The following is an 18,504-nucleotide window of genomic DNA, read 5'->3' on the forward strand; positions in this document are numbered from 1 at the left end:
ACAACAGCGGAGCTACTCCCCCGCCGTGCCCCTCCTTCGTAGGAGCCATAGGAGCCAGCTTAACTGCTAGTTCAGCGAAGCCACCACAGCCGGGCTCTGCACCTCGTAGAACGAAGAGGACAAACCGGCTGCCGTCATATCCAGCACAGCGCTCACATGAACCTGCTTCAACGCAGAACCGGCAACACCCGAAGCCACCTGATAATTCAGCTGAACATCCAGGCGATGACCGCGAGGAATAGCGGTACGCAACTCCAGAACATTCTCGCTACCGGCACCAGCCTGACCGGTCTGCTCGCTACGGCGCACCGCATCAAGATTCAGAGCATCCACAGGAGCCACCAAAGCCGAAGCGCCCAGGATACCCGAAGGCAACACCGCCTGACCCGAGGTAACACGAAGAGTCACCGCGGGATTCAACAACAAACCGGTCTTCGGATCCTGCGCGCGAGCGCGCACCATCAGGCGAGTACCCACCGGCAGCGTCGAATTACCCTCGTTAATAATGCTCAGGCGAGTCGGCAAATTCCGGAAAGCAACAGTACGCGCCGGCTGACTCTGCATAGACACAGCCTGCACACCAGACGTTGCCTTCAACTCCAGGCGGATGCACGACTCGTTATAGCGCATCGGCACCTGCATCAGCGCAGAACTCGCCGCGCCACCGTGCTGTCCACCGCCGCCGCGCTGCCCGCCACGCTGTCCACCAGGACGCTGGGTCACCGGGCTCACGCGAGCGCGCTTACCGCCCGAACGAGTTGCCGCCTCCGCAGCACTCACGCCGCCAGCCACGAGGGCAGCCGAAGCGCCCGCAACCTTCAACGCGGTACGGCGAGAAGCGTTCATCAGATTATTCTTAGTCATTTTCTACTCCCCTAAGCCTTCGCGATACGGTACACGCCGCTAATCGTGCCCTGCCACCAGGTGCCGTAACGGTCAATCGTGCCCACCATCTGCAGGGTGTCACCACCGCCAAGCAGCAGGCTCACGTGCTGAGGCAGGCGCTGCTCGTGCATCGTCTTACCGGTTTCCATGTCCAGCGCGACAGCCCACGCGTAGGCGCCATTCGCCAAACCAGCCGGACCGCGGCGACGCTCACAGGTGTAAATCAGCCCGTCGGCGGCGGAATAGCGAGGAACAGCCGAAGAGTACACATCCTTACGATCCCAAATCTTACGCAGACCGCGGTCGGTAATATCCCAACGCTCCATACCGGGAGCAAAAAGCGCGTTCGCAGGCACCGACGGACCGGCGCCCTCCGGGTACTTCGGGTAGGGGTAGCCGTAGGTGCTTGCACCGACCATCGTGTTACCCACACCGATCATGGAGTTCTCAGTGCCAGAGGTACCGGCAGTAAACAGGCCGGCGCTACCGACCTTCGCGCCATTATTGGTGCGGTACACAATGACCGACTCCTGAATATCAGAGTTATCGGTCAGCATCACGTAATCGGAGCCGTTCGGACCAAAGAACGTCGGGGAGGCACCGGAGCCCCACGCGAGCTTACCCGGCTTGCGGGCGCTACCGCGGTCATAGGCATGCCACCATTTGAGGACGGGGGCACCGGTTGCGGTAGCGTTCAGCATATAAATCGCGTGAGAAGTCACCACGCTCACTCCCAGCGGGCAGGCCGAAATCGAGTTGTCGATGCGCTCGCCGGCCACCGACACCCTGTTCAAGCGCATGGAACGAATCGTGCCGCGCTCCGCATCAACGACCGCGACGTAGCCGTTCTTCGTGGCAACCCAGATGCGCCCGCCCCAATCGGGCACCAGGCCGACCACCGCGTCCTTGGGGCTCTGGGCCAGCATGCGGCTCAGGTCGATGCGCTCCTCCACGCGAATACTGCGGCCGTCGCTCGAGTGCCCCAGCTTCAGCAGGCACCGCGAACCGTCCACCAGAACCATGCGGTCCTTCGCGTCAAGGTAGGCGTACACGCCTCCCAGCAGGGCCCCCTTGGGGATGTCCAGGTGCGAAAGCTCGCGGCCCGTGTGCGGGTCAAGAATCGAAAGCTTCGGGGTGATGAATTCTCCGTGCGCAAAGACCTGGGTGCACAGCACCTGGATGAAGCCGTCGCGCCCGGCAAGGATCGTCGGGCAGGCGCCGCCAAGCTTGGTTCCGGTGATGCGCCACTGCCCCGCGCCGGGGCCGGGCAGAGGGGTCGCGTCGGAGGACTGAGCCTCACCGTGCATGGTGGTGACGCCGGGAGCGCCCAGGTGCGGGTTCCGCTGGGCGTTATAGGTGATGTTCATGTGGCTGGTTCTTTCAACGGTGAGTGACTCGCCAATTCGTGCGGTGCGCACGTAAGCGGTAGACATCGGTGTTCTGTATCGGTGTTCTGCAGGCGAATGTTGCATCCGCAAGCAAAAATTTGCACCGAGTGCAGTGCAAACGACTCACATTGTACGTCTAAGAACCGCCTCACGACGACACTTCAGTGTCACCTTGAAGCATCATTCAGGCCGAGCTCGAATAATTCGCGGCGGTCGAGGAGTACCTCCTCCCCCCCCCCGAGAAAGCTACCTATCCATCAGAACCTTGGCGAGCGCATCGTCCAGCACCAAATCCGTAATCGCGCCGGTGCGCAGAGCCCCGCGGAGCGCCCGCGCGCGGTGCACCCCCGAAGCCACGCAAATGCGCCGCGGGATACGCGCCAGCTCCTTGGGAGTGGGCCCCGATGCGCGCCGGTTCAGCTCCAAATCGGCCCACGACCCATCCTCGCGCAATAGCACGGTGCACATATCCCCCACGACTCCCAGCTCGCGCAAGCGGTACTGCTCCTCCGCGTCAAAATACCCGCCCGAGTACACGTGCGAGGGAATCGGGCCGCCGAACGCACCCACGCCAAAGATGGCCAGGTCCACGCTCTGCTGCACCCGCAGGCTTGCCTGCACGCTGCGCTCGCGCCACATGGCTTCCTTCGTCTCGGCGTAGTCGAAGAAGGCGGGAACCGGGAAGTGCACGGTCTGCGCCTCGTAGGCGTTGGCCAGCTGCCCCAACAGAGAACCCAGGTACGGAATACCCGAGTGGTGCGCGTTGCCCGCGCCGTTGAGCTGCACGACCTTCACGCCGGTCAGGGGGCGGCGCGGCAGATGACGAGAAATCTCAGTCATGGTCGAACCCCACGCCACACCCAGGCTCGTTCCATTATCAATCAGGGAGTCAAGTAGAGCCGCCGCAGTACGGGATACCTGACTCATACGGGCAATGGGGGTAGCATCCGGGCGCACGTTCACGAGAGTAACGCGCACCTTATAGCGCTCACCGATGCGGCGCTCAAGCTCGCTACGGGCGCGGAAGGAATCATCTAGACGGATCTGCACCATGCCGCTTTCACGAGCACTTTTAAGGAGGCGCGATACAGTGGCGCGGGAGACTCCCAGACGAGCCGCGATAGCATCCATCGTCATGTTGTGGATGTAGTACAGCTGCGCTGCCTCATAGGTATGGTTAGCGCGTTCGTTCATCTGCCACAGACCCCCAGTGAAAATCCGTTCATACTGCTTGGTTATTATTTCACCATTGGGTTTTACTAAATGCAAGATGAAACCCCCACGCCGCACAAGCGGCAATACAGGAAAGAGCAGTACATGAGCTCCCAGCACATTGCACAGCAGTCTCAGCTGACCGCCGAGTCCCGCGCCAAGGCGCTCAAGAGCATGGTCAACGAAGAACTCGACATCTTGGTCGTCGGCGGCGGCATCACCGGTGCAGGCATTGCCCTCGACGCAGCAACCCGCGGTCTGCGCACCGGTATCGTCGAAGCAGGCGACTGGGCTGCAGGCACCAGCGCATGGTCCTCCAAGCTCGTTCACGGCGGCCTGCGCTACCTCTACAACCTCGACTTCAAGCTCGTGACCGAAGCACTGACCGAGCGCGGCCTGCTGCTGAACAAGATCGCACCCCACCTGGTGCACGCACAGCCCTTCCTGTGGCCCCTGAAGATGCCCGTCATCGAGCGCGCATACTCCGCAATCGGCATCGGCATGTACGACACCCTCGCATTCCTCGGCTCCCGCGGCAACAAGGGCGTCCCCTCCCAGCGCCACTTCACCAAGGCCGGCACCAAGACCGTCTTCCCCGACATCAAGGACTCCGCATTCAGCGGCGCAATCCAGTTCTACGACGCACGCGTTGACGACGCACGCCTCGTCATCGACGTCGTCCGCACCGCTGCAAGCTACGGCGCACTGGCTGCATCCCGCACCCAGGTTGTCGGTTTCACCAAGGACGCATCCGGCCGCGTCATCGGCGCAGAGCTGGCAGACCTGGAGACCGGTGAGCGCCTGAACGTACGCGCAAAGCACGTCATCAACGCAACCGGCGTGTGGACCGAAGAGTCCGAGTCCCTGGCTAACCCCGAAGGTGGCCTGGAGGTTCTGGCATCCAAGGGTATCCACATCGTGGTTCCCCGCGACCGCATCAACGCGACCAGCGGTATCTTCACCAAGACCGAAAAGTCCGTGCTCTTCATCATCCCCTGGCAGCGTTACTGGATCATCGGCACCACCGACACCCCCTACACCGAGGACCGCGAGCGCCCCGTCGCAACCAGCAAGGACATCGACTACGTGCTGATGCAGGCTAACAAGTTGCTCGCTAACCCGCTGACCCGCGAGGACATCATCGGCACCTACACCGGTCTGCGCCCGCTGCTGCAGCCCAAGGTCAAGGACGGCGCAGCATCCACCAAGGTTTCCCGCGAGCACACCGTGACCGAGGTTGCACCCGGCATGAGCGCAATCGCAGGCGGCAAGCTCACCACCTACCGTGTCATGGCTGCCGACGCTGTCGACTTCGCACTGGGCGAGCAGGCTAAGCAGAACCCCTCCGTGACCGCAACCATCGGCCTGGTCGGCGCAGACGGCTACCACGCAATCGCTGCTAACCGTGCACGCTACGCAGAGCGTTACGGCTGGGATGAGGACCGTATCACCCACCTGCTCGAGCGTTACGGCGCGCAGATTGAAGACCTCGGCGCTCTCATCGACGCTGACCCCTCTCTCGGTGCTCCCCTGGCTAAGGCACCCCAGTTCCTGCGTGCAGACGTTGTCTTCGCTGTCCGCTACGAAGGTGCCCTGCACCTGGAGGACGTTCTGGTCCGCCGCGTACGCCTCGACCTCGAGCAGCGCGACCGCGGCCTGGCAGCAGCAGACGAGATCCTCGATATCCTGCGTGCCGAGCTCGGCTGGGACGATAAGAAGGTCAAGGAGGAACTCGACCTCTACGCCGCACGCGTACAGGCTATCCGCGAGGCAGAGTCCACCTCCACCGACGCTGAGGCATCGGCAAAGATTGAGGCTGTCACCCCCGTGGCACCCCGTGTGAAGCTCTAATCCGTAGAGATTCCACGCACCTTTCGTGACCGGTTATCCGGTACGAACCGACCGTTCACCCCTCACCGAGCATGGATTATCTCATATTTTCGGTGAGGGGTGGACGAGAGGTTAAATAACCGTTTACGATAATCCCCTGCATAAGAAGCAGCGAGCTAAATACAGGGTTAACCCACTGGTACGATCTGCTTCTCATCCAAAAACATCTATCAATTTTTCGTAGCAATCCGCTACACATTTCAGCACAGCGTTGTGCCCCGATCCGCCCGTGCGGTGAGGACGCACGGGAACACGCAAGCAAAGGTTCGCTTGCCTTCCAGACGCTTCGTCTTCAAGGAGCATCAATGTCTCTTCTTGCTTCCGCAGGAACTGTACTTGCAGCCGGCTCATCCGCACTCGTGGATGCATCCGGTGCCCCCACCACTCTTGGTTTTGTACTTTCCGAGTTCTTCGGCACCTTCATCCTGATTCTGCTCGGTGCCGGCGTATGCGCCGCAGTGACCCTGAAGAAGTCCTATGCTAAGGACGCAGGCTGGGTTGTTATCACCTTCGGTTGGGGTCTGGCAGTGTTCACCGCCGTATACCTCTCCTTCCACTCCGGTGCACATCTGAGCCCCGCTGTGACCGTTGGCCTGGCAACTGCAGGCCGCGACCTGGCAACCGGCGTTCCCGCAACCCCGCTGAACATCACCCTGTACATCGTCGCTCAGATGCTCGGCGCAATGGCTGGTGCAACCGCAGCCTACCTGACTTACAAGAAGCACTTCGATGAGGACCCGGGCGACCGCCTCGGCATCTTCGCAACCGGCCCCGCTATCAAGTCCTACGGCTGGAACTTGCTCACCGAGATTATCGGCACCTTCGTCCTGATTGGTTGGATCATCGCATCCGGTAAGACCCCCGCCCAGATTGGCCCCTTGGCTGTTGCATTGGTCGTTGTTTCTATCGGTATGAGTCTTGGTGGCGCAACCGGTTACGCTATCAACCCCGCACGTGACCTCGGCCCCCGTATCGCCTACACCTTCCTGCCTATCCCCGGTAAGACCGGTTCCAACTGGTCTTACGCATGGGTTCCGGTTGTTGGCCCAATCATCGGCGCTATCCTCGCAGGCCTGATCGTTCCGGCAGTTCTGCCCCTCTAAACCTCTCTAATACCCCCGTTCTTTTGTTCTAAGGAAAAATCAATGACGACTTCTCTGCACTCCGCAACCCTCAACGTCGAACGCAAGTACATCCTCTCCATCGACCAGGGCACCACCAGCTCCCGCGCGATCCTGTTCAACAAGGCGGGCGAGAACGTGGCTCAGGGCCAGCTCGAGCACGAGCAGATCTTCCCCAAGGCCGGCTGGGTCGAGCACAACGCAACCGAGATTTGGCAGAACGTCCGTAAGGTCGTAGCAATGGCTATGGCAAACGGCGAAGTCAACCACCACGAAATCGCTGCAGTCGGCATCACCAACCAGCGTGAAACCACCGTCGTGTGGGACAAGAACACCGGTGAGCCCGTCTACAACGCAATCGTCTGGCAGGACACCCGCACCCAGGAAATCGTTGAAGAGCTCGCAGGCGAAGAGGGCGTTGGCAAGTACCACGACATCGTCGGCCTGAACCTCTCTACCTACTTCTCCGGCCCCAAGATCAAGTGGATCCTGGACAACGTTGAAGGCGCACGCGAGCGCGCAGAACGCGGCGACCTGCTCTTCGGCAACACCGACACCTGGCTGGTCTGGAACCTGACCGGTGGTGTTGACGGCGGCGTTCACGTCACCGACGTAACCAACGCATCCCGTACCCTGCTGATGAACATCCGCACCCTCGAATGGGATCCGCAGATCGCTGCAGACATGGGCATCCCCATGAGCATGCTGCCCGAAATCAAGTCCTCCTCCGAGGTGTACGGCTTCGGCCGCGCAACCGGTCTGCTTAACGGCACCCCGATTGCCGGTATCCTGGGCGATCAGCAGGCTGCCACCTTTGGCCAGGCCTGCTTCGAGAAGGGTATGGCGAAGAATACCTACGGTACCGGTAACTTCATGCTCATGAACACCGGCAACGAGCCCGTCTTCTCCAACAACGGTCTGCTGACCACCGTCGCATACAAGATTGGCGACGCAGCACCCGTCTACGCTCTGGAAGGCTCGGTCGCAATGAGCGGCTCCCTGATCCAGTGGCTGCGCGACAACCTGCGCATGATTGAGCACGCTGCAGAGTCTGAGGAACTGGCTACCTCCGTCAAGGACTCCGGTGGCTGCTACGTTGTTCCCGCGTTCTCCGGCCTGTTCGCACCTCACTGGCGTTCCGACGCTCGCGGCGTCATCGTTGGTCTGACCCGCTACGTGAACCGTGCACACATCGTGCGTGCGGCGCTGGAAGCAACCGCATTCCAGACCCGCGAGGTTCTGGACGCAATGAACGCTGACTCCGGTGTTGAGCTCTCCGAGTTGCGCGTGGACGGCGGCATGACCGCTAACGAGTTCCTCATGCAGTTCCAGGCTGACATCCTCGGCGTTCCCGTAATCCGCCCGAAGGTTGTTGAGACCACCGCTCTGGGCGCAGCATACGCTGCAGGTATCGCTGTTGGTTTCTGGAGCGGCGAGCAGGACGTTGTGGACAACTGGGCTGAGGACAAGCGCTGGCTGCCCTCCATGGAGCCCGCAGAGGTTGACCGCCAGTACCGCCTGTGGAAGAAGGCTGTCTCCCGCACCCTCGAGTGGGTTGACGAGGACGTTCCGACCGCCTAATCACAGCACCCGTTGCCTAACGGCACGGCCCGCGTACTAGCGACGCCCCGGCTGCTTCTCCCCCGCTATGGGGTTGAAGCAGCCGGGGCTTTTCGCTGTTTTATGACGCTCAATTCAGCGTTTATTGCGGCGTAATTTCTACAAAAATTAGTGCTGGGGTACCGTTGGTTTTTGTAAATTCGGTATCTTCCGCCGGTCACCTGGCGCGGTGTTGTTCGTGAGGTGTCAGTACCGCACAGGACGCGTACGCGACATATTCATGCGCTGTCCTGACAGGAGTCGACGGTTCGCGCTGATACTTATTTACGCTCCTATCACCGTCCGCCGTGGTTCCTGAAGAACTGCGGCGGACGGGCTTATATAAGGGTTAAACAGTTTGTGCCTGACCTTCGTGGTCAGGCACAAACTGTTTACTCGCGTCAAAAACTACACACCGGAGGGGCTGTTCGGCACCGTCGGAAGCGGGATGGTGCGGTTGTCCTCGCCGCTACCTCCGGTACCGCTCTCAGCCGCATCCTGAGGGCGGTTAGTAGCCGCTCCAGTAGAGGCGGCAGGCTGACGATTCGGCATATCCCTCGCCACAATCACACGAGCGGGACGCAAAGTCCGGTCACCCAGAATATACCCTTCCCGCTCCACCGATACCACAGTACCGGCAGGGTAATCGGGCGCAGAAGGAACCACACCCGAAACCTCGTGGATCGCCGGGTTGAACTTACCCACCGCGTCGATGCGCTGCAATCCGCGGATCTCAAAAATACTGACGATCTCATCGGCAACAGACTCGCTCAGCGATGCGCTCGCCTCCTGATTCAGCAGACGGTCCAGGGCGTTGAGCACATCGCGGAAGAGGGAACGGTACGCCTCTCCGGATGCTCGCTCGTCACGTTCCTGCAGGCTTGCCTGTACAGAACGAATAAGCTGGTTCTTAGCGCCGTCCTCGGCGATGCGCTGCGCAAAACGTTGGTTGAGCTCGGTGAGCTGCTCCAGGACGCGCACCTCAAAGTCTTCAGTCACAAAAGGTGAGGCAAGCTGAGGCGCTTCCTCCTTCTCGGTGGCTGCCACCTCCTCATGCGTTTCCTCGCCCGTGTCTATATGCTGTTGAGAAAACTCTGCGTCCGAGTTAGAGGTCTCGGACGAAGCGGGTGGTTCCGCCCCTTCGGGCAGGGGCTCCGCCTCGTGCCGAAACGCTCGGTGCGTCTTCTCGAGGGCTTCTTTAAGAGCTTTCTCATGTTCCCGTTCCGAGTCAAAAGAATCAGAACCAGAGGCTAAAGCATCCCCCGGACCCATGATAGACATGGCATTATCTCCTTGTCATGATATATCGACATCCCCGCTACCTAGATTAGTAGCGGATTCATCTTAGATACGGTTATTACAATTCATAGACTAAAAATTTGCCTACCAACCCATATAAAACAACGCATTTCCCAGCAAACAGCACAGAAAAACAATGAATCATATCGTTCAATAAGGCATTATTCATCATACAGATTTTACAAAATCTATTATTTATAAGGGTAGAAATAAATTAAAACAAGATGAAATGCAGTTTAGGGCACACTTCAACTATCGGCGACCCACCTCTTTTTGGAAAATTTTCCAGTAAGGAGGGAAGCAATGAATAAAACTAATAATTGGGACTCCAAAAACTGTAAAAAATGACATAAAAGTATGAACCGCTTCACCGGCACCAACAATTGAAGCAATTCCACTCAGTATAGGAGTAATTATACCCATCAAGATAAATCCAACAATTACGTATACGCCGAAACGTATAAGTCTCCCTATGGTAAAGGGACGACGCCGGGCATATATCACCCTATTATCGATAGCACGATACATCTGTAGCAGATCATCTGGCAATAAATGAGCATCGGTAATCATGGAGAGGTTAGTGCGAGTAGCTTTAATCTGGTCCTTCGAGACAATCCGTATATCTTTTTTATAAACAACTCCCTGTAAGTTCGCTTCCCTCAGGCGAAGATCTGCCTGCAGACGCTGTAAATCAGGATTATTCACATGAATTGCAACCGCCTGCTCAATACTTTGCAAGGCTTCAGCACGCTGCCCATTATTCCAAAGTGCAGTTACAAAGTCATAAATATAATCAGCATTTTCAGGGTCTATATTTACTCGTTGCTGAGCTATCTCTACAGCCCGAGACATATCCTTTGATTTATTCGCAATGATGTATTCAAGATTGAGTAATAGTTCCTCGTTATCTGACCCATAACGTCGAGCTTGAGAGATAGCATGTTGCGCCTCACGGCGGCGATTACGATCCCAATCCCCCAATAGATATGCGATTGCAAGCATTTCCCAGGCTTCACTATCATCTTGCTTAAGACGAGTCATCGACTGCGCAAACTTTGCCAGGGAGTTCCAGTTATTCTGCTCCCATGCATAACGCATGTCGATTCGTAGTCCTTCTATGCGAGGGTTCGATTTCGTTTCGCTTCCGGAATTCCCAGTAAATGCGCTCGTACCTTGTTCCTGAGCAAGGTCTCGATCATACGCAATTCGAGCAGACGCGTTTAGTAGAGTTTTCTCTACGTGTTCTAGAAGCTCCAGCCTGTCTTCGCCAGCACGAACTTTGGCTCGGTCCGGGTGCGAAGTCAGTCTTCGGAATCGTGTTCGCATTGCGCTCAGCGCCTGCCGAATCTCTTCTGCGCTTGCTGTTGGGTCTACACCAAGCAATTCGTAATAATTCTGAGTATCCATAGTGTTTGTCTGCCGTATCAACCAGTAATGGAGGGAATATCCCTCAGGAGACCCATGAAGAGCCTCCTGAGGGACATCAAAGGCTAGTTCACCTCCATGCCGCCAATCTTGCGCTGCGCCTCCTGTACTTCTTCAGGGCGCAGATTAGCCACACGCTCAATGTTGAAAGAGCCGAGAGAAGCATTAGCGGTCAGGTCAATCACCTCAACACGAACCGTCTGGTCCACGTCGTAGGCGTAGATGACCTTCAGCGGCGCACCCTTCGGGTAGGCGGGCAAGGAAAGCTCGCCGCTACCAACAACGGTCACCAGCTCGGGGTCGCGTTCCTCGCCCTGAGTGACCTTAATGTCCAGGGCATTCTGACCGTCAAACAGGGTTTGGGCGTTCTGCTCGTGGGTGCAGGGAACCTTGGTGTTACGCGGAATCACCACATGGTTAAAAGTCGAACCGTCGGCGTTGTAGAGAATAATGCCCAGCGCCTGGCTGGTCACGTCGCTAATCTTGACGCTACCGCCCAGGAAGCCCTCCACGGTAGCCTTGGAACCAACCTGCTCCGTGCTGACCTCCACGTCGCCAGCCAGGGTTGCCTGAACTGCAGCACCGAGAGCGACCGCCTCATCAGGGTTAATATCGAGCTCAGGCGTCTTGCCAGAGATACGCTCCACCAGGGTTCGAACCGCAGGCATGCGAGTGGAACCGCCCACCAGCAGCACCTTATCGATATCAGCCCAGGTCAGCTTCGCTGCGCTCAGAACGTCCTCGAGAACCTCCTGGGTACGGTTCAGAAGGCTGACCGTACATTCCTCAAACTCCTCACGAGTCAACGGCACACGGTAGTGCTGGTCCTCTGCGGAAAACTGCACATTCGTCTTCGGAACAGTCGACAGCGCTTTCTTCGCAAACTCAGCCTTCTCACGCAACGCAGCGGTGAGGGAAGGATCTTCCAGAGCGTCCGGAGCGCCCTGCTCCATCAGACGCTTATTCAGGTACTCCATCAGGGCGTTATCGAAATCGAAACCACCCAGGTTACGGTCGCCATCGGTAGCCAGAACCTCAAATTCGGTGCCGTTAATCTTCAAAATAGTGACGTCAAAAGTGCCACCACCCAGGTCGTATACCAGCACGGTGCCGTTGGCGTCAGCTTCCACACCGTACGACAGGGCCGCAGCGGTCGGCTCGTTCAGCACACGCAAAACGTTCAGGCCAGCAATCTGACCCGCATGGGCGGTAGCGGTACGACGGGCATCATCAAAATAAGCGGGTACGGTGATGACAGCGTCGGTGACCTCTTCACCCAGGGCAAGCTCAGCGTCTTCCTTCAGACGCTTCAGGATAATTGCAGAAACTTCCTCAGCGGTGTACTGGGTACCCGAAGAAGCGTCAAAACGCCAGGTCGGGTCGCCAATAAAACGCTTGACGTACTGGACGATGTCCTCGGGGAACGCCGCTGCCTGGCGCTTCGCCTGCTCACCCACCAGAGGCTCATCCGCGCCGCCGAAGGACTGGAAAAGCACCACGGAGGGGGTCACGGTGTCGCCTTCTTTGTTGCGAAGCACCTCAGGCACACCCGTAGGACGAACCACCGAAACTGCAGAGTTAGTGGTTCCCAGGTCAATACCAATTGCAATACCCATAAGTCATTCTCTTTCTAGTCGTATGCTTGCTACGGCAAAATACCGCAGATGTGTATATGAGTAACGTTTCGTGTTCTGTCTTCGATAGCCGACGTCCGCGCTACAGCGTCGCGAGGGCGTTTCAGGGCTACGTCAGCGGTTCGGCTCGTTTCACCCCGTACCACCATGGCACGGGAGGCGCAGAGGGAGAGTTCTTCTTCGCACGCTTTATAAAGGCCCGATCTTCAGCCCATTGAGCAGGAAAAGCTACCGCTATAAACACGTACGGGAAAAGAAGCACTTGAACAAGATCCTTAAACCATACAGATGCTGCGCGATCTGCAGGAATTCCGCTCAGGCCCAATAATTCCATCAGCTGAGGAAGGAAAAGGTAATTAGCGAGAAAAATAGTTAGAATAATACCAACCCAGTTAAGGCGTTTCTGACGTTTACGCGCATGTGATAAAGCGTCTTGGATTTCTCGCGTAGCCTGATCAATCTCTGTGAATCCCAGTAGAGGTAGCCTCTTTAGTTGTGCTAACCGCAACTGGACGATTCGGATTTGCGCCGAACTCACTAAGGTACCCAATGGTGAGCGCTGTACACCGTATGGGTTAGGACCTGCAAAGCCCGCATAGGTGCAACGATAGATATCGTATATAAGCGCCCATGCATATGCCTGAATAATCGCTGCGTCACGCCGACCTGCTTGATATAGTTCACTAGCAGCACGTACTGCATCCTGCGTATGTCCTACACCCGCTTGTCGAAGGATTTCGTCAGCTGATTCAAGCTGTTCCCGACTTGCATCACGAGCTTCAAGCACAGGAAGAGTACGGTATGGTGCTCTATTCGGATCCTGTGGAGATGCTGAAGTAGTTATTTGCTTAGGCTTCTTACTATCCTGCGACGGTTCAGGCTGCTTTATAACCTGGGTAGGGGTTTGTGTAGGATCGGAAGAAGTCTGATTCTGCAGACGTTGTAATTCTTGTTCGTGTTCGAGCTCCTTACGCCGGATCTCCTGTTGCAGACGTTCCATCTCACGTTGCATCTGCGCGTTTTGTTGCTGCGCTTGAAGAGTCTGCTGGCGCAATTCTTCGTGTTGTTGCAAAGGAACGCTTTGATCGGTGCCATGTTCTTCCTGGTCTGCATCTTTGAGGAATGCCTGAAGATCCGCATCGTAGGTTACACGGGTCTGCGGATTCAGCAGGATTTTCTCAGCCTCAGCGAGCTGCTGCATGAGTCGCTCACCCTTGTGGCGCTTCTCCGCATTCGGGTGACTGGAAAGCGCCCGCGTAGTACGACGCTTTTGAGTGATAGCCAAACGCACCTGTTCTTCAGTTGCGGTCGGTTCAATCTCCAGGATTTCGTAGTAATTCTGCATGACGACAGCTAGTCCTCATCGCTTTCTCGTCGGTCTTGTTAACTATTGGGCTAGGAGGGGTGGATTGCCCTATTCACAACCCGCCCATTCAAGAGCAACCGCTATGTAAAGTCAACCGGCTACATAATAGTCATGCCGCCGATACGCTTCTTTGCCTCTTCGACCTGCGATTTCTTCAGATTTGATACGCGTTCGATCTCAAAGGTTTCCAGCTGAAGGCCCGTCGTCTCATCGATAACTTCCACATGAACAATCTGGTCCAAATCGTAGCTATAGGTCGTGGCGATTGGTGCCCCCTTAGGATACGGCGGAATATCAATGATGGCTTCTCCAAGAGTAACCACAAACTCAGGGTCCCTATCGTCTCCCTGCGTCACGGTAGTTACGAACCTTACCTGATTGTCGTAACGGGTCGAGGAATATCCTGTTTCTCGAGCAGGCAAAGGGGTATTGCGAGGAATAATAATAGAGTTAATTTTCTTATCGCTATCCCTTTCCAGCAGTATCTCTCCCAATCCTTGGCTAGTCACATCTTGAACGCGCACCGGGGCACCGATATACCCCTCCACAGCAGAACGACCACCCAAGTACCCGACAGTTTCCTGATCTTCAGGAGCAAGAAGAGCTGCCTGCACCGCCGCCCCAAGGGCCACAGCCTCATCCGGATTAATGCTTGTGTCCGGTTCCTTGCCACTCAGTACCTTCAACATCTTGTGCACAGCAGGCACTCGAGTAGAGCCACCTACCAAAAGCACACGAGAGATATCAGCCCAACCCAACTGTGCTGATTCCAGGGTGTCGATGACCAGGTCACGGGTACGGTTAAGAAAACGCTCAATTCGTCGTTCAAACTCTGAGCGTTCAACAATAACTCGATATGAAGCACCACCAACCACGATTAGAGCTCCAGCTGTAGCCGCGGTTGACAACCCCTTCTTTATCTGTTCAGCCTGCTCGCGCACTACGTTAAGAGCGTTCAGGTCGTCAAGGCAACTGGGACCTCCCTGCGAACGGACCTGTTCATCAATCATGAGCTGCAGTTCGCTGTCGAAGTCATAACCGCCCAGTCGTCGGTCACCGTCCGTTGCCAGAACCGTGAAATCGCCGCCTGAAACGTTCAGGATGGTCACGTCAAAGGTACCGCCGCCCAGATCGTATACCAGGACAGTCTCATGGGTATTTCCCCTGGTGGAGACACCATAGGCTAGCGCGGCAGCGGTGGGTTCGTTCAGCACACCCAGCACATTGAGTCCCGCAATCTCGCCGGCGTGACGGGTCGCTAGACGGCGTGCATCGTCAAAGTATGCGGGCACAGTAATTACTGCGTCCGTGACGGGGACATTCATCTGCACCTCGACGTCTTCTTTCAATCGACGCAGAATCATTGCGGAGATTTCCTCCGAGGTGTAGCTGGAACCTGTAGCCGAGTCGAATCGCCAGGTGGGGTCGCCCATGTACCGCTTAACGTGCTGGGCGACGTCCGAGCCAACACGGCTGGCATGCTGCTTTGCTTGGGCGCCTACCAGAGGCTCATCACCGGCACCGTAGTCCTGCAACAGGATTACAGAGGGGGTCGTATTTGCCCCATCGCGGTTTCGCACAATCCGCGGCACGCCGGTGGGATCCACCACAGCAGCAGCGGAGTTGGTTGTACCCAGGTCAATTCCGACGGCGATTCCCATCGTCATCCTCCATCTATCGTCAGTGAATATTGGTTCATGGTAGCCCTTGCCTCTGAGAGTTACCAAGTCAGCTTATAACCGTTGTTAGAAGGCAGTATACGAATCTCGACTCATAAACGCACCGTGGCCGGTCGTGTAGTCCCAACAGGTTACGCCCTTTTCGGTTGCGCCGCAGACAATATTTCCGCTGTACACGCTCGTGTTGTAGAGCAACACAGCTTCCGTCTGCGTGGTAGCCTCGGGGGTCTCATGAGCAGTTAGATGAACTTCCTCAGCACTAAATTCAATCCACCAGAGAGTTTCGCCGTTGGCATCCACTCCATAAGGTTTGTCTTCATAGTAGTTTACAATTCCGCAACCGAAATTCCCCTCGATATTCTGACAGATAATATTGCCTGTCGGAGAGCGGAAAATCGGAGCAGTCAGCCCGTTACGGGTCGTTGAAGAAAGTAGCTCAACAGCATCGGAGGGGATGCGCTTCTCCCCAGCTCCTGGATATGCATCAGCAGGAACTTTCGGTTTTTGGACGGTATTTGATGAACTATTTCCATTCCCGCGGAACAGGTTATCTACAAATCCTCCGCCGCTACCATCGGGATGCGTGTATCCCCAGATATTTCCGCATCCGGTCAGCAGGCAGGCTAGAGTAATGGCCAGCGTGGCACCCACGCCGCGGCGAGGCTGCTTCTTCTTGTTGTCAACGTTCATTGGTCTTCCTTCCTGCAAGCCTTCCTTCGAGGGCTCCGGCAGAGCCCGGCTAATGTGCCGGGCTCCACTGCTGGTAAACGGTACGGCTGGCGAACGGTTACACGCCCCAGGGTAGTACCCCGCGGCGGGCCTTCGTCAGAGCGTCACGTGCATCCGGGTCGGTTTCCATCTTTTCTTCAAATGCTCGGTACTGGTCGAGCACCATTGCGTCAATGACTTCACGTTCACGCGAGCCGAAGATGGGAGTAGGTAGCTGCTCTTCCAGGCGGCGAAGGACTGCCTGAGAAATAAGCATGGTGCCTTCCGTCTTGTAGAGGTAGGGCAATGCGTAGCCCACGCGGAGTACCGTCACCGGCAGTCCCCATTCGTAATGAATGGTGAAGGCGAGGTTCTCGGTCTGCTCAGCGACCTCATGGTCGAACGTACCGCTCTGGAATTTTGCCGGATGCGATACATCGTAGGGCGCGCCGGGTTCGCATTCTACGCATCGACGGTAATACTCCGAGAGAGGGATTGGCTGCTCGTAGAGCTTGCCGTCGGTGCGGTAGGTTGCGGTCGAGCAGGGGGTCTGCTCGTATCGTTCGTCGTAGTCCAGCGCGCCGGTCTCAAGAATGATAACCTTCGGGTTGTACGCGCTAAGTTGCGTCAACAGGCTGTTGAGGGCTTCGTCCCGCTGGATATCAGGCACCTGCCCGTAAACAAGCACGAGGTGATGGTCAGGAGTTACCCCCTCCTCACCGGGCAGGAGCATGTGCCGAATTCGCATTTCCAAAGCTTCGTCACTCTCGTAGAGTGCCTTATTCATCTGGTCAACACGGAAGGAGCGTTCCTCAGGCGCCATGAGGGCGACGGTACGCAGAGGCTGGCAGTTCGTCCAGCGGCTGTCCTTCGGGCCGCGACGGTAATCCACCAGACCGGGGTACACGCCAAATACAACGGTGCATTCGGCTCCTTCAGCCAGTTCCTGGACCATCTGCTGTGAGTTCATCTCCTGTTCCATGTTCTCGGAAGCGGATGCTTCGTCCTCAGCCGCGTTTTTGATGTCTACCTGAATATTGGGGTTGCGGGTGGCCTCGTACCATTGGGCGTTCGGGTCCTTCGAGAAGGTTGAGGTTCGGTACGCTATTTCGCCGTATGCCTCGAACTCGAGTGCCACGCGGGTTGCTAGTTCGAAATCCCAAATAATTCCTTGGACGACATCCACATCAATCGGTAGCTCTTCGACCTGGGGATATTCTTCTGCCGCCTGAATACGGTTCGTCTGCCAAGTGGTAAGAGCGTGGCTTCCTGCAGACATCTGGTAGGTCATTTGGTAGAGCGCTTCAACCGACTGAATGTCCTGCAGCAGTTCTTCGCCGAAGGGGAAATACTCCGTTTCACGCAGGTGGTTCGTCAAAATCCACAGCATGTGCGATGCACCCCAGACGTGAGGTCCCATACCCAAAATCTGCGGAACACTAATGCGGTAGATATAGACATTCAGGGTGCTCTTATTCCCAAATACCTCAGCGATTTCCTCAGCGCTCAGAGAGGAACCGATTTCCGGGGTGGATTTGATGAGCTCGTTGCCTTCAATGCAGGGGGTTTTACCGCGGCCATCTGCGGGAAAAGCCGAGTGATCCTTCCAGAAGACGCGGGGCTTGAACGAGCTGTGCAGGCTGAGGTTAACGATCTCTTCACGCTGCCCCTTAGCGGTGCCGGGCGCGCCCTTCATCGGCACAGAATAGGTGGTGAATGCTTCGTAGCCGGGCCCCAGCTTCTCATTGGCTACCCCGGTAAAGTGGGAGGCCAGCACGTACACCTTAGTACGGTTCCAAGTTTCGGCGGCGCGCAGTTTCGAAGCAAAAAGGGCGAGCTTGGCGTAGAACCCCTGGGGGTTCTTATCCGGTGCGTCACCGGTTACCAGGTACAGTCGAGGTGTTCCGTACAGGCTGGATAGCGCGTACTTCTGATTGACAGGACCAAAGTCTGCTCCCATCACCAGGTGACATACGGGAGGGTTCAGAGGAGGTACCGAGTAGAAGGGGGAAAAATCAAACCCCAAGTCTACGGTCCGGCATTCGGAGGCGCTCAGGTGTAGCGCCTCCACGGCGAGAGAGGCGTTCGTCGGTTGCCCTGCTGAGTCGTTCAGTCCCAGGAAAAGAGCCGCGTAAGCGTTCTTGGCAGCGTGCGGGTTGTTAAGTTCAAGGGTTCCGCATTGATCGTGGGCACGGTATCGGTCACGGAAGTAAGCAGAAACGCGCTCAGCGCTCCCCCAATCGCCGGTGAAAGTCGTCATCTCGATGGCTCTCCTCATTATGACGGTACCGTCGCTGG

Annotated in this window: 13 protein-coding genes; 3 read left to right on the top strand and 10 right to left on the bottom strand. The window is 56.9% G+C overall.

What is annotated here, in order from left to right; all coding sequences use genetic code 11:
- Window positions 1-66: 66 nt before the first annotated feature.
- The 3 genes from HMPREF2528_RS06700 to HMPREF2528_RS06710 form a co-directional block, all read right to left on the bottom strand.
- Entirely contained in the window at window positions 67-864 is a 798-nt protein-coding gene (locus HMPREF2528_RS06700; protein WP_070543367.1) for a transcriptional initiation protein Tat, read from the bottom strand.
- An 11-nt stretch (window positions 865-875) separates the two neighbouring features.
- The gene (locus HMPREF2528_RS06705) at window positions 876-2,318 is read right to left on the bottom strand and encodes a 6-pyruvoyl tetrahydrobiopterin synthase (RefSeq protein WP_246823907.1); all 1,443 of its coding nucleotides are present in this window, start codon (window positions 2,316-2,318) and stop codon (window positions 876-878) included.
- 201 nt (window positions 2,319-2,519) lie between these two features.
- Window positions 2,520-3,467, bottom strand: a complete 948-nt coding sequence (locus tag HMPREF2528_RS06710) for a sugar-binding transcriptional regulator (RefSeq protein WP_070543371.1) — start codon at window positions 3,465-3,467, stop codon at window positions 2,520-2,522.
- Between the two features lie 123 nt (window positions 3,468-3,590).
- Between HMPREF2528_RS06710 and HMPREF2528_RS06715 the strand changes: the two genes are divergently transcribed.
- The 3 genes from HMPREF2528_RS06715 to glpK all read left to right on the top strand — a co-directional run bounded on the left by HMPREF2528_RS06715 (window position 3,591) and on the right by glpK (window position 8,077).
- Entirely contained in the window at window positions 3,591-5,336 is a 1,746-nt protein-coding gene (locus tag HMPREF2528_RS06715) for a glycerol-3-phosphate dehydrogenase/oxidase (protein WP_070543373.1), read from the top strand.
- A gap of 344 nt (window positions 5,337-5,680) precedes the next feature.
- Complete coding sequence (locus HMPREF2528_RS06720) at window positions 5,681-6,478, top strand: MIP/aquaporin family protein (protein ID WP_005507711.1); 798 nt, start codon at window positions 5,681-5,683, stop codon at window positions 6,476-6,478.
- Between the two features lie 42 nt (window positions 6,479-6,520).
- Entirely contained in the window at window positions 6,521-8,077 is a 1,557-nt protein-coding gene (gene glpK, locus HMPREF2528_RS06725; RefSeq protein ID WP_049353020.1) for a glycerol kinase GlpK, read from the top strand.
- Window positions 8,078-8,503: 426 nt separating this feature from the next.
- On the opposite strand, the gene grpE is transcribed toward glpK, so the two are convergent.
- The 7 genes from grpE to HMPREF2528_RS06760 all read right to left on the bottom strand — a co-directional run bounded on the left by grpE (window position 8,504) and on the right by HMPREF2528_RS06760 (window position 18,466).
- Window positions 8,504-9,142, bottom strand: coding sequence for a nucleotide exchange factor GrpE (gene grpE, locus HMPREF2528_RS06730; RefSeq protein WP_070543375.1), 639 nt, complete (start codon window positions 9,140-9,142; stop codon window positions 8,504-8,506).
- A 504-nt stretch (window positions 9,143-9,646) separates the two neighbouring features.
- Complete coding sequence (locus HMPREF2528_RS06735) at window positions 9,647-10,801, bottom strand: J domain-containing protein (protein ID WP_141744695.1); 1,155 nt, start codon at window positions 10,799-10,801, stop codon at window positions 9,647-9,649.
- An 83-nt stretch (window positions 10,802-10,884) separates the two neighbouring features.
- Complete coding sequence (locus HMPREF2528_RS06740; protein ID WP_070543378.1) at window positions 10,885-12,435, bottom strand: Hsp70 family protein; 1,551 nt, start codon at window positions 12,433-12,435, stop codon at window positions 10,885-10,887.
- 127 nt (window positions 12,436-12,562) lie between these two features.
- Window positions 12,563-13,798 (bottom strand): J domain-containing protein, encoded by a 1,236-nt coding sequence (locus HMPREF2528_RS09045; RefSeq protein WP_083297887.1) that lies wholly within the window; start codon window positions 13,796-13,798, stop codon window positions 12,563-12,565.
- Between the two features lie 119 nt (window positions 13,799-13,917).
- Window positions 13,918-15,486 carry an Hsp70 family protein gene (locus HMPREF2528_RS06750; protein ID WP_246823908.1) on the bottom strand — a complete coding sequence of 523 codons (1,569 nt, stop codon included), beginning with the start codon at window positions 15,484-15,486 and terminating at the stop codon, window positions 13,918-13,920.
- Window positions 15,487-15,564: 78 nt separating this feature from the next.
- Window positions 15,565-16,188 carry a hypothetical protein gene (locus tag HMPREF2528_RS06755; protein ID WP_070543385.1) on the bottom strand — a complete coding sequence of 208 codons (624 nt, stop codon included), beginning with the start codon at window positions 16,186-16,188 and terminating at the stop codon, window positions 15,565-15,567.
- 97 nt (window positions 16,189-16,285) lie between these two features.
- Window positions 16,286-18,466, bottom strand: a complete 2,181-nt coding sequence (locus HMPREF2528_RS06760; RefSeq protein WP_070543387.1) for a hypothetical protein — start codon at window positions 18,464-18,466, stop codon at window positions 16,286-16,288.
- Window positions 18,467-18,504 lie beyond the last annotated feature (38 nt).

The sequence above is a fragment of the Rothia sp. HMSC078H08 genome (assembly GCF_001808955.1).
In the GTDB taxonomy this organism is placed as follows: domain Bacteria; phylum Actinomycetota; class Actinomycetes; order Actinomycetales; family Micrococcaceae; genus Rothia.

Coding starts and splice junctions, on each gene's coding strand:
- glpK (WP_049353020.1), top strand. CDS start 6,521: ATGACGACTTCTCTGCACTCCGCAACCCTCAACGTCGAACGCAAGTAC.
- HMPREF2528_RS06715 (WP_070543373.1), top strand. CDS start 3,591: ATGAGCTCCCAGCACATTGCACAGCAGTCTCAGCTGACCGCCGAGTCC.
- HMPREF2528_RS06750 (WP_246823908.1), bottom strand. CDS start 15,486: ATGACGATGGGAATCGCCGTCGGAATTGACCTGGGTACAACCAACTCC.
- HMPREF2528_RS09045 (WP_083297887.1), bottom strand. CDS start 13,798: ATGCAGAATTACTACGAAATCCTGGAGATTGAACCGACCGCAACTGAA.
- HMPREF2528_RS06755 (WP_070543385.1), bottom strand. CDS start 16,188: ATGAACGTTGACAACAAGAAGAAGCAGCCTCGCCGCGGCGTGGGTGCC.
- HMPREF2528_RS06700 (WP_070543367.1), bottom strand. CDS start 864: ATGACTAAGAATAATCTGATGAACGCTTCTCGCCGTACCGCGTTGAAG.
- HMPREF2528_RS06705 (WP_246823907.1), bottom strand. CDS start 2,318: ATGTCTACCGCTTACGTGCGCACCGCACGAATTGGCGAGTCACTCACC.
- HMPREF2528_RS06720 (WP_005507711.1), top strand. CDS start 5,681: ATGTCTCTTCTTGCTTCCGCAGGAACTGTACTTGCAGCCGGCTCATCC.
- HMPREF2528_RS06760 (WP_070543387.1), bottom strand. CDS start 18,466: ATGACGACTTTCACCGGCGATTGGGGGAGCGCTGAGCGCGTTTCTGCT.
- HMPREF2528_RS06740 (WP_070543378.1), bottom strand. CDS start 12,435: ATGGGTATTGCAATTGGTATTGACCTGGGAACCACTAACTCTGCAGTT.
- HMPREF2528_RS06710 (WP_070543371.1), bottom strand. CDS start 3,467: ATGAACGAACGCGCTAACCATACCTATGAGGCAGCGCAGCTGTACTAC.
- HMPREF2528_RS06735 (WP_141744695.1), bottom strand. CDS start 10,801: ATGGATACTCAGAATTATTACGAATTGCTTGGTGTAGACCCAACAGCA.